This is a genomic window from Janthinobacterium sp. SUN118 (assembly GCF_030397695.1).
In the GTDB taxonomy this organism is placed as follows: Bacteria; Pseudomonadota; Gammaproteobacteria; order Burkholderiales; family Burkholderiaceae_D; genus Janthinobacterium.
The window spans coordinates 1-11449 of record NZ_JAPUBV010000006.1 but is presented as its reverse complement, the minus strand read 5'-3'; the positions used below and the strand labels follow the sequence as shown (position 1 = coordinate 11449).

Annotated in this window: 12 protein-coding genes and 1 rRNA gene; 4 read left to right on the top strand and 9 right to left on the bottom strand. The window is 61.1% G+C overall.

The annotated features are described in order from the left end of the window. Positions 1 to 39 precede the first annotated feature (39 nt). From ptsP to O0880_RS25655, 8 genes are all read right to left on the bottom strand, one after another. Positions 40 to 1782, bottom strand: a complete 1743-nt coding sequence (ptsP, locus tag O0880_RS25690; RefSeq protein WP_071326719.1) for a phosphoenolpyruvate--protein phosphotransferase — start codon at positions 1780 to 1782, stop codon at positions 40 to 42. 44 nt (positions 1783 to 1826) lie between these two features. Beyond that, positions 1827 to 2096 carry an HPr family phosphocarrier protein gene (locus O0880_RS25685; RefSeq protein ID WP_010393142.1) on the bottom strand — a complete coding sequence of 90 codons (270 nt, stop codon included), beginning with the start codon at positions 2094 to 2096 and terminating at the stop codon, positions 1827 to 1829. Between the two features lie 92 nt (positions 2097 to 2188). Next, positions 2189 to 2593, bottom strand: a complete 405-nt coding sequence (locus tag O0880_RS25680; protein WP_029496035.1) for a PTS fructose transporter subunit IIA — start codon at positions 2591 to 2593, stop codon at positions 2189 to 2191. Between the two features lie 15 nt (positions 2594 to 2608). Then, on the bottom strand, positions 2609 to 3565 hold the full coding sequence (gshB, locus tag O0880_RS25675; protein ID WP_289889369.1) for a glutathione synthase: 957 nt from the start codon (positions 3563 to 3565) through the stop codon (positions 2609 to 2611). 109 nt (positions 3566 to 3674) lie between these two features. Beyond that, on the bottom strand, positions 3675 to 4973 hold the full coding sequence (gene gshA / locus O0880_RS25670) for a glutamate--cysteine ligase (protein WP_070222828.1): 1299 nt from the start codon (positions 4971 to 4973) through the stop codon (positions 3675 to 3677). Positions 4974 to 5307: 334 nt separating this feature from the next. Beyond that, positions 5308 to 6849 (bottom strand): ammonium transporter, encoded by a 1542-nt coding sequence (gene amt, locus O0880_RS25665; RefSeq protein ID WP_289889368.1) that lies wholly within the window; start codon positions 6847 to 6849, stop codon positions 5308 to 5310. A gap of 11 nt (positions 6850 to 6860) precedes the next feature. Then, positions 6861 to 7199, bottom strand: a complete 339-nt coding sequence (locus O0880_RS25660; RefSeq protein ID WP_010393464.1) for a P-II family nitrogen regulator — start codon at positions 7197 to 7199, stop codon at positions 6861 to 6863. Between the two features lie 11 nt (positions 7200 to 7210). Continuing rightward, complete coding sequence (locus O0880_RS25655; protein ID WP_289889367.1) at positions 7211 to 7975, bottom strand: TorF family putative porin; 765 nt, start codon at positions 7973 to 7975, stop codon at positions 7211 to 7213. A gap of 270 nt (positions 7976 to 8245) precedes the next feature. Here O0880_RS25655 and O0880_RS25650 point away from each other — a divergent pair, with 270 nt between their 5' ends. From O0880_RS25650 to O0880_RS25635, 4 genes are all read left to right on the top strand, one after another. Further along, positions 8246 to 8494 carry an accessory factor UbiK family protein gene (locus O0880_RS25650; protein ID WP_035824443.1) on the top strand — a complete coding sequence of 83 codons (249 nt, stop codon included), beginning with the start codon at positions 8246 to 8248 and terminating at the stop codon, positions 8492 to 8494. Between the two features lie 111 nt (positions 8495 to 8605). After that, a complete protein-coding gene (locus O0880_RS25645) occupies positions 8606 to 10126 on the top strand; it encodes a YifB family Mg chelatase-like AAA ATPase (RefSeq protein ID WP_289889366.1) in 1521 nt (506 codons plus the stop codon). A 77-nt stretch (positions 10127 to 10203) separates the two neighbouring features. Continuing rightward, positions 10204 to 10749 carry a hypothetical protein gene (locus O0880_RS25640; RefSeq protein ID WP_289889365.1) on the top strand — a complete coding sequence of 182 codons (546 nt, stop codon included), beginning with the start codon at positions 10204 to 10206 and terminating at the stop codon, positions 10747 to 10749. A 180-nt stretch (positions 10750 to 10929) separates the two neighbouring features. Continuing rightward, positions 10930 to 11274, top strand: a complete 345-nt coding sequence (locus tag O0880_RS25635) for a DUF1840 domain-containing protein (RefSeq protein ID WP_071325465.1) — start codon at positions 10930 to 10932, stop codon at positions 11272 to 11274. Positions 11275 to 11334: 60 nt separating this feature from the next. Here the strand turns inward: O0880_RS25635 and rrf are convergent. Continuing rightward, a 5S ribosomal RNA gene (rrf, locus tag O0880_RS25630) occupies positions 11335 to 11447 on the bottom strand. Positions 11448 to 11449: the final 2 nt, after the last annotated feature.

Here is an 11449-nt window from a genome sequence, read left to right as displayed (position 1 = left end):
GCCGCGCGCGATGTGTCCTGATGCTGATGAAGTGACAGTTTACATGAGCTGAAGTTGCTGGACAGCTTCCGCGATCACATTTGGCTCCATCGAGCGCATAATTTTGCGCATTTGTGGTGCGATCAGCCCCAGGTCGCTGTTGAGGATCTCTTGCTTGACCGCCAACAGTTGCGCTGGATGCATGGAAAACTCGCGCAGCCCCATGCCCAGCAGCAGGCGCGTGAGCTTGACGTCGCCCGCCATCTCGCCGCAGACGGCCACGTCTATGCCCGCCTTGTGGCCGGCGGCGATCGTCATCGAGATCAGTTGCAGCACGGCCGGATGCAGCGGATTGTACAAATGCGCCACCTCGTAATCGACGCGGTCGATGGCCAAAGTGTACTGGATCAAATCGTTCGTGCCGATCGACAGGAAATCCATGCGCTTGACGAACATGGGCAGCGCCAGCGCGGCGGCGGGAATTTCGATCATGGCGCCCACTTCGACCTCGTCGTCGAACTTGACGCCTTCCTCGCGCAGGCTGGCCTTGGCTTGCGCGATCATGGCCAGCGACTGGTCGATCTCGAACGCATGCGCGAGCATGGGTATCAGGATGCGCACCTTGCCGAAGGCCGAGGCGCGCAGAATCGCCCGCAGCTGCGTCAGGAACAGCTGCGGCTCGGCCAGGCAATAGCGGATGGCGCGCAAGCCCAGGGCCGGATTCAAGGCCGTATGGTCGGCCTGGTCGAGCGGCTTGTCGGCGCCGATGTCGAGCGTGCGGATGGTCACCACGCGCCCCTTCATCGATTGCACCGTGTTGCGGTAGGCCTCGAACTGTTCGTCCTCGGTGGGGATCTTGTGGGCCCGGCCCATGAACAGGAATTCGGAGCGGAACAGGCCCACGCCGCTGGCGCCCGACTCCAGCGCAAACGGGCAATCCTCGGGCAGCTCGATATTCGCCAGCAGGGTGATGGGCGTGCCGCACCTGGTGACGGCCGGCGTCTTTTTCAGCTTGCCCAGCTTTTTGCGCGCGCGCTGCATCGCCACCTGGCGCTCGCGGTACTGTTCCAGCACCAGCGCGCTGGGGTTGGCAATGACCACGCCGGCGTCGCCGTCGATGATCAGCCAGTCGTCCTGCTCGATCAGGGTCGATGCCTGCGACATACCGACGGCGGCCGGGATATCCAGGCTGCGCGCGACGATGGCCGTGTGCGAGTTCTGCCCGCCGACATCGGTGATGAAGCCGATGAAGGAGCGGTCGCGGAACTGCAGCATGTCCGCCGGAGAGATATCGTGCGCGACGACGACCATCTGCGCCATCAATTCGTCTTCGGCGGCCGCTTTCGGCAGCAGCTGTTCGGTGCCCAGCAAGACCTTCAGCACGCGCTCGGCCACTTGCTGGATGTCGGCCTTGCGTTCGCGCAGATACGGATCTTCGATTTCGTCGAACTGGGCCGATAATTCATCAATTTGCGTCAGCAGCGCCCATTCGGCGTTGTAGTGGCGCGAGCGGATGATGTCGAGCGGCGCTTCGGCGATCATCGGGTCCGACAGGATCAGCGCGTGCACGTCGATGAAGGCGCCCAGTTCGGTCGGCGCATCCTTGGGCAAATCGTTCCACAGGGTTTGCAGCTCCTTGTGGACGGTGGCGATGGCGTTCTGCAAACGCTGTACTTCGGCTTCGATCTGTTCCTGGGCGACCAGGTAGTGTTTGACGTCAAGGGCGGCCGGCGCCAGCAAATGCGCGCGGCCAATGGCGATACCGCGGGAAACCGGGATGCCGTGGAGCGTGAAGGATGCCATGGGGTGACCTGTCGGAATGCGGCTGCGGCTGCGTTCGGCGGGCATTACTCGCCTTCGCCAAACCTGTCGTTGATCAGGGCGGTGAGGGCATCGACGCATGCCTGCTCATCATCGCCCTCTGCTTCCAGGGTCACTTTCGCGCCCTTGCCGGCGGCCAGCATCATCACGCCCATGATGGACTTGGCGTTGATGCGGCGCGCGTTGCGGGTCAGCCAGACGTCGCTCTTGAACTTGGCGGCCAGTTGGGTAAATTTGGCGGAAGCGCGTGCATGCAGTCCCAGCTTGTTGATGATTTCGAGTTCTTTTTGAATCATTTTTGTATAGTCTCTATCCCTGAATGCACTGCATTGATGACAGCCCTTGCCTATAAAACCCGCCGCCTTCAGGGCGGCGGCCATGTCATTCCCTACTCGCCGACGCGAATGCGGTTATCCACGCGCACGGCGCCGCTTTGCGCGCCGGCCAGCGCCATCTCCACCACCACGTCGAGCGTATCGCGGCGATACGTGATGGCGCGCAGCAACATCGGCAGGCTGATGCCGGCGATCACTTCCACCCTGCCCGCATCGGCCAGCTTGTTGCAGCAGTTCGACGGCGTGCCGCCCTTCACGTCGGTAATCACCAGCACGCCGGAGCCGTCGTCGAGACGGCAGATGGCTTCCGACGCCAGCTTCTGTACTTCGGCCAAGTCCTGGTCAGCGACCACGTCGATGGCTTCAAAACGTTCCGTTGGCCCCCGAAACACATGCGCGCAGGCGGCGATGAACGCCTGTCCCAGCGGTGCATGTGTCATGAGCAAGATCCCTACCATAGTCATTTCGCCTTATTAACGTTGCTGCGTTTGCGCAACGCCTTGCTCGACCGCATCGACAAACATGGCGGCCACGTCAAAACCAGTCTGCTGCATGATTTCCTGGAAGCAGGTCGGACTGGTGACATTGACTTCCGTCAGATAGTCGCCGATCACGTCCAATCCTACCAGCATCAGGCCACGCGCGGCCAGGATGGGGCCAAGCTTTTCAGCGATTTCCAGGTCGCGCGCCGTCAATGGCTGCGCCACGCCCGTGCCGCCGGCCGCCAGGTTGCCGCGCACTTCGCCGGCCTGCGGAATGCGCGCCAGCGAAAACGGCACCGGCTTGCCGCCGATGACGAGGATGCGCTTGTCGCCCTTGACGATGTCGGCGATGAAGCGCTGCGCCATGATGGTTTGCGCGCCGTTGTCCGTCAGCGTCTCGATGATGGCGCCCAGGTTCAGGCCATCGGCCTTGACGCGGAAGATGCCCGTGCCGCCCATGCCGTCGAGCGGCTTGAAGATGACGTCCTGGTGCTTGGCGTGGAAGGCGCGCAGGCGCGCTTCGCTGGACGTGACCAGCGTCGGCGAGGTGAATTCGGAAAACTGCGCGATGGCCAGCTTTTCATTGTTGTCGCGGATGGCCGATGGCTTGTTGAAGACGAAGGCACCCTGCTTTTCCGCCAGCTCCAGCAGATACGTGCCATACACGTATTCCATGTCGAACGGCGGATCCTTGCGCTCGATGATGGCGTCCAGGGTCGACAGGCGCACTTCTTCGGTGGAGACGGCCTTGTACCAGTCGTGTTCGTCGCCCGTCAGCTCGATCTGCGTGACCCGCGCCGTGACGATGCCCTCTTCCAGCGCCATGTCCTTCTGCTCGAACGCGTAGACGGCATGGCCGCGCCTGGCCGCCTCGCGCATCATGGCGAAGGTGGAGTCTTTGTAAGTCTTGAAGCCAGCCAGCGGGTCGGCGAGGAATGCGATTTTCATGGTACGGTCCAATCGGGGTGCTTGGGTAAGGAATGCTTGATTCTAGCCGAGATCGCCAGGCGGGGTTCCCCGAGGGGAGCCGCCGCGCCCGGCAAGCGCCCGCGCCAGCTCAATACACCTCGGGATTCGGATCCGTGCGCTCCATTTCCAGCGACGCGGCCAGCAAGGCCAGGCGCGCCACCACGCCATACACATAGAAACGGTTCGGCGCGGCCGTGCCCGGCTTGGCCTTCAAGTCCGGCACGGCATGCTGCTGGGCAAATGCCAGCGGCACGTACTGCGAGCCGGGCGCGTTCAGGTTCTGGTCCACGCCCTTTTCCGCGTGCACGCGGTAGAAACCACCGACCACGTAGCGGTCGATCATGTAGACGACGGGCTCGGCCACGGCATCCTTGATGCTTTCAAAGGTCGGCACGCCTTCCTGGATGATGACGTCGGTGACGACTTTGCCATCCTTGACGATGGACATCTTGTCGCGCTGCTTGCGCGACAGGTCGCGCACTTCGCTGGCGTCGCGCACCGTCATGATGCCCGTGCCATACGTGCCCGCATCGGGCTTGACGATGACGAAGGGCTTTTCCTTGATGCCGTATTCCTTGTATTTCTTGCGGATCTTCGCCAGCAGCACGTCGACGCTGGCGGCCAGGGCGTCTTCGCCCTCGCCTTCCTGGAAGTTGACGTCGCTGCACTTGGCGTGGAACGGGTTGAGCATCCACGGGTCGACATCGATCATCTTGCCGAATTTTTTCACCACTTCATCGTAGGCCGTGTAGTGGTTGCTCTTGCGGCGCAAGGCCCAGCCCGCGTGCAAAGGCGGCAGCAGGCTTTGCTCATGAATATTTTGCAAGATATCGGGAATGCCATCCGACAAGTCGTTATTCAGCAAAATCGTGCATGGATCGAAATCCTTCAAGCCCAGGCGACGGCCATTGTTCAGGCGCACGAGGGGCTCGATGACCAGCATATTTCCATCGGGCAACGCCAATGGTGTCGGCTGCGTGATTTCGGGCGACCAGGAGCCGAAGCGCACGTGCAGCCCCGTCTGGCGGAAGATCTGCATCAGGCGCGCCACGTTCTGCAGATACTGCGGCGTGGTGTTGTGCAACTCCGGCACGATCAGCAGGTTGCGGGCATCCGGGCAATACTTGTCGATGGCGGCCATGGCCGCTTGCACGGACAGGGGCAGCATTTCCGTGGCCAGGTTATGGAAACCGCCAGGGAAGAGATTGGTATCGACGGGGGCCAGCTTGTAGCCGGCGTTGCGCAAGTCAACCGAGCAATAGAAAGGCGGCGTGTGCTCTTGCCACTCCATGCGGAACCAGCGCTCAATGGCCGGCGTCGCGGCCAGAATCTTTTTTTCGAGGTCGAGCAGCGGTCCGGTCAGGGCCGTGACGAGGTGGGGAACCATAGTTACATCCTTAAATTATGTGCAGTAATCGAAAAGCACACAGAACTGCCGACTATATTACCGTGTAAGTACCCCAAATCGGGGCAAAAGCCTTGTTTTAAAGACCTTTTCCATTCCCATAACGAAAAAAAGGCGCCTCGATGAGGCGCCTTTTCAAGCAAAACAACGCTGGCATGCTGCGCCGGGGCGCCGCAGTGCCAGAAAATCAACAATCACACCGTCCGACAAAACCGTAGCGAGCGGAGGCGAGTTGCGGCTGAGAAGCGGAGCTGTGCGCATGCACAGTGAGCATCGCAGGCCGCAAATCGCGACGCGCAGCAGGTTTGGTCTGGCGTTACCCGTGGTAGGCCTGTTCGCCGTGGCTGGTGATATCGAGGCCTTCGCGCTCTTCCTCTTCCGGTACGCGCAGGCCGATGACGATGTCGACCAGTTTATAGGCGATGACGGACACGACGGCCGACCAGATGATGGTCGTGCCGACAGCCTGCGCCTGTACCCACACCTGGTGGCCGATCGAATACGGGTCGGCCGACATCTTGTTGGTGACATAGTCGAAAATGCCCTGGCCGCCCAGTTGCGGCGCCGCAAACACGCCCGTCAGCAAGGCACCGAGGATGCCGCCCACGCCATGGACGCCGAACACGTCGAGCGAATCGTCGGCGCCGATCAGGCGTTTCAAGCCATTCACGCCCCACAGGCAGACGATACCGGCGAGCAAGCCGATGACCAGGCCGCCCATCGGGCCGACGAAGCCGGCCGCCGGGGTGATGGCCACCAGGCCGGCAACGGCGCCGGACGCGCCGCCGAGCATGGAAGGCTTGCCCTTGGTAATCCACTCGCCAAACACCCACGACAGGGTGGCGGCAGCCGTGGCCAGCATGGTATTGACGAAGGCCAGAGCCGCCACGTCGCCCGCTTCCATCGAGGAACCGGCATTGAAACCGAACCAGCCCACCCACAGCAGGGACGCGCCGATCATGGTCATCGTCAGCGAATGCGGCGCCATCGATTCACGGCCGTAGCCGACGCGCTTGCCGATCATGATGGCGCCCACCAGGCCGGCGATAGCGGCATTGATGTGCACCACGGTGCCGCCGGCGAAGTCCAGCGCGCCTTTTTGCCAGATCCAGCCAGCCTTGGCCGCTTCGGTGGCTGCCGTCGCCGCATCGGTGATCAGGTCAGGGCCGGTCCAGAACCAGACCATGTGCGCGGCTGGCAGGTAGGCAAACGTGAACCACAGTACGACGAATGCCAGCACGGCGGAAAACTTGGCGCGTTCGGCAAAGGCACCGACGATCAGCGAGCAGGTAATCGCGGCAAACGTGCCCTGGAAGGCGACAAACACGAACTCGGGAATGACGACGCCCTTGCTGAAGGTGGCGGCGGCGGCAAACGTGCCCTTGGCCGGATCCCAGATGCCATTCAGGAAGAGACGGTCGAAGCCGCCGAAGAAGGCGGTTTTCTCCGTGAAGGCGACAGAGTAGCCATAAATGCACCACAGCACCACCACCAGGGAAAACACCATGAACACTTGCATCAGCACCGACAGCATATTCTTCGAGCGCACCAGGCCGCCGTAGAACAGGGCCAGACCTGGGATCGTCATCAGGATCACCAGCACGGTGCAGATCATCATGAAACTGGTGTCGCCCTTGTTGGCGACGGGCGCCGGCGCGGCAGCCGCTGGGGCAGGAGCGGCGGCGGCTGGCGCGGCAGCCGGCACGGCGGCATCGGGCGCCGGCGTCACGGCAGGCGTGGCGACAGCGGCCGTCACGGCTTCCGGCTTGGCCGGGGCATCGGCAAAGCTGGGCGCGGCAACCCCAAACGCACACAGACAGGCTAACCCAGCTAACAATGTTGTTATATTTTTACGCATCAATATTCCCCTTAGAGCGCTTCGTTGCCGGTTTCACCGGTACGGATGCGGATAACCTGTTCCAGGTTGTACACAAAAATCTTGCCATCGCCGATTTTACCGGTGCGCGCGGCGCCCTCGATGGCTTCGATGGCCTGGTCGACAATGGCGTCGTCGACCGCCGCTTCGATTTTGGTTTTTGGCAGGAAATCAACCACATACTCGGCGCCACGGTACAGTTCCGTATGGCCTTTCTGACGGCCAAACCCCTTCACTTCGGTGACGGTAATCCCTTGCACATTGATAGCCGACAAGGCTTCGCGCACTTCGTCCAGTTTGAACGGTTTAATGATTGCAGTAATCATTTTCATGGCAGTCTCGCTTAAAAGGTTTTGGAAACAGTCAATACGAGGCCCGTTTTCGCCAGATTCTTGCCATTGGGCGCCAGCGAAGCGATGTTGGCTTTCACGGCAGCCAGCGACACGGTCGCCATGCCGAAGTCCTTGGTCACGCCGATCTTGTAATCGCTATAGCTGAGGGAATTGTTGTGCTCGACCTTTTGCCGGCCCACATGCAGGTTCAGCATGTAGCCATCATGCACTTCCACGTTGGCGCCCAGGTCCAGGTAACCGCTGTTCTTGCTGTCGGCCACGCCGAACAGATTCGTCGTCGAATGCGAGTACTTGATATATAGCGGACCATAACCGAGCTGGCCGTACAGTTCGAAGGTATTCGCATTCGTGCTCAGGCCGTTCGACGGATAGAAGTAATACAGGCCGCCCACGTCATACGTGAAATCCTTGCTGAGTTCGCCGCGCTTGCCGCCGTAGATATCCCATTCCAGATCCGTATCGCCGCCGCCATCCTTGATCCATTTGATGCTCGACAACCAGGTGCCCACGTACAGGCCGGTCGGATTGTGCGTATAGTCGGCGCCGCCGCTGACGGCCGGCTTCAGGCGGCTTTGCGACAGACCACGGTAACGGTAATCGCTGGTCAGCGCCACGTTGTAGCTGACCACGTTGTCGGGCACGGCTTCGGCGGCGGGCGCCGCTGCCGCTTCCTGCGCCATCGCGCTGCCGCACAAGGCGGTCATGGCCAGTGTCAACGCTGCTGCTAAAGTCATGTTCTTGGACAGATTCTTCATGGCGATTCCCTTTTATTGAACTTTTAAAGCGGTTGAGGTTTAAAATCTTGGCTGGAGATCACAAAGCGTTCATCTATGCTTTAGCAGAATACGTGCCAGCTCCATTGCCACCTTGACAGGTGCGTTTCCGTCCATACATACCCTGCAAGCCCCTGGGCATGCGGGAAGGGGCGGCTAAAGCATTGTGAATTTGCCCAGTTTCGCACCAGATTAACGCCGCTGTGCACCGCAATGGTGCGATGCACAGGCCGCACCATAAAAGGACTGACCATGGACATGAATACCTTCTTTAACGACTTGCAAGGCAAGATCCATCAAGCCATCGAAAACTCGCCGGCCAAGGATATCGAGAAGAACGTGAAATCGATGATGACCCAGGGCTTCGCCCGCCTGGATCTCGTCACGCGCGAGGAATTCGATATCCAGGCCCAGGTCCTGGCCAAGACCCGCGCCAAGCTCGATGCACTGGAATTGCGCCTGATCGAACTGGAAACGCGCCTGAACGATCCAAAAGCGTAAATCGCCGCACGCAGGGCGCCGTAATCGGCGTTCTTGCTGGCATAGCGCAAGCCGCACGCCGTTTCAAGGACTAGACTGATCCTGCCCGCGCCCGCGCTACAGGGGGATCTGATGAGTCTGGCAGTCCTGAAAAGCCGTGCCCTGGCCGGCATGGAAGCGCCCGAGGTAAGCGTCGAAGTCCATCTTGCCAATGGCTTGCCGTCCTTTACGATCGTCGGCTTGCCGGATACGGAAGTGAAGGAATCGCGCGACCGCGTACGTGCCGCGCTGCAAAACTGTGGTTTTGACATGCCGGCGCGGCGCATCACGGCCAACCTGGCCCCGGCGGATCTGCCCAAGGAATCGGGCCGTTTCGACCTGCCCATCGCATTGGGCATTCTGGCCGCCTCCGGCCAATTGCCGGGCGACCAATTACACCACTATGAATTCGCTGGCGAACTGTCGCTGTCAGGACAGCTACGTCCCATCCGGGGCGCGCTGGCCATGACGTTTGCCATGCAACGCGACAAGACCGGCGTGCCGCGCGCCTTCATCTTGCCGCACGCGAACGCGGACGAGGCGGCGCTCGTCCGCGATGCCGGCATCTACCCAGCCCACACCCTGCTCGAGGTATGCGCGCATTTTGCCGCGCACGCCAGCCATACGCCCCTGCAGCGCCACCAGCCCATGCCGGCTGCACCCGCTTTCCTGTATCCTGACTTTGCCGATGTGCAGGGACAACAGCAAGCGCGGCGCGCGCTGGAAGTGGCTGCCGCTGGCGGCCACAACGTCCTGATGGTGGGTCCGCCTGGTGCAGGCAAGACCATGCTGGCCAGCCGTTTTCCCGGCGTGCTGCCACCGATGAGCGACGAAGAGGCGCTGGAATCGGCCGCCGTGCATTCGCTGGGCGGCAATTTTAAAGTGGAACACTGGAAACGGCGCCCCTACCGCGCGCCCCATCAGACGGCTTCCGGCGTGGCCTTGGTGGGCGGAGGCAATGTTCCGCGGCCCGGCGAAATTTCGCTGGCGCACTGCGGCGTGCTCTTCCTCGATGAAATTGCCGAATTCGACCGCAAAGTGCTCGACGTGCTGCGCCAGCCCATGGAATCGGGCGTCATCACCATTTCGCGCGCGGCCCGCCAAGCCGATTTTCCCGCCCGCTTCCAGCTGATCGCCGCCATGAACCCGTGTCCCTGCGGCTATCTGGGCCACGCATCCGGCCGCTGCCGGTGCACGCCGGACGCCGTGCTGCGCTACCACAGCCGCTTGTCCGGACCGCTGCTCGACCGTATCGACTTGCAGATTGAAGTGGCGGCCATGCCGCCGGCGTCGCTGGGCAGGCTAGCCGGTGCTGGCGAAGGCACGCAACAAATCGCCACGCGCGTGGCGGCGGCGTCTGCCCTGCAATTGGCGCGCCAGGGCAAATCGAACCAGCGGCTGAACAACGTGGAAATCGAACAGCATTGCCAACTGGAACAACATGGCGAGCGGCTGCTGCACAGCGCCATGTTGCACCTGCACTGGTCGGCACGCACTTATCACCGGGTGCTGCGCGTGGCCCGCAGCATCGCCGACCTGGCAGGCAGTCCAGCCATCGGACAAGCACATGTGGCCGAAGCGATCCAGTACCGGCGCGTGCTGCGTGAAATATAAGGTGGGCAGATAAGGTGGCCCAATCCGCCCGTACGTGCGCGATTGCACATGATGGGCGGCGCTGCTACCATCTGCTGATGAAAAAAACATCACTTGCCCTATTTCTGGCGACGCTTGCCGCTGCCAGCGTCCTGGCCGCCTGCAGTCCGAAATTCGACTGGCGCGATTATCGCAGCCCCGACGCCCAGTTCACGGCCTTGTTTCCTGGCAAGCCGGCCGTACTGACGCGCGAAGTGGATCTCGACGGCAAGAAATTCAGCCTGACCATGACCGCCAGCGAAGTCGATGGCAGCACCTTCGCCATCGGCAGCGCCATACTCGACACTGCGGAGCAGGCGCAGGCGGCCTTGCCCGCCATGCGGACCGCATTATTGAAAAATATCAATGGCACCGTGCGCAGCGAAAAATCGGCATCGGCGGCCAGCAGCTCGCCGGCCGGCACACGCCAGCGCAGTTCGCTGAGCATCGAGGCGGCCGGTACGCAGCAAGGCAAGCCGGTCTTGCTGGTCGGGCGTTTCGTGGCGCAGGACAAACGCATCTTCCAGGTCATCATCCTCGGCGAAGAAAGCAAGCTATCGCGTGACACCATCGATACCTTCATGGACGCCGTGAAGCTCGATTGAGACTTAACGCTTGCTTAAATGGCGGTCCGCACGAGAACTGGGCTCTTGTAAATAGGTGCGCTGTCCAACAGATGGGAGTATCCGGTTTGCAATCGTGCCAACCGGGCAAACGGACGGCCTGTGTAAAGTTTCAAGTCGTGATATTGTTTCGACACTAACAACAAGTTCCAGAAAGCGCTTATGTTGATCTCATTCAAATCCAAATCCTCCCCTGAAGTGCTGATGTACCAGGAACATGCGCAGCGTATCCTCGACATCCTGCACAAGAACCCCACGCGCGGCGTGATCACGCCTGCCGAAGCGGGAGATGCCCTGGCCCTGCTGGAAAAAGAAGTCGCGGAAAGCAAACTGCATCCGGAAAACGACATCGAGCACGATGCGCATACGCCAGAGACGCTGGAAGATGGCGAAACGGGCGCCCATGCGCGTGCGCAAAAAGTCCATTTTTCGCAGCGCGCCTATCCGTTGATGGAAATGCTGCGCTCGGCCAAGGCGGAAGGTGAAAGCATCACCTGGGGCATCTAGTCCGATGACCGCTGCAGACGAAAAAAAACCCCGCATCTGCGGGGTTTTTTTATATAACAAGCCTGACGATAACCTACTTTCACACTGGTTGCAGCACTATCATCGGCGCAAAGTTGTTTCACGGTCCTGTTCGGGATGGGAAGGGGTGGGACCAACTTGCTATGGTCATCAGGCA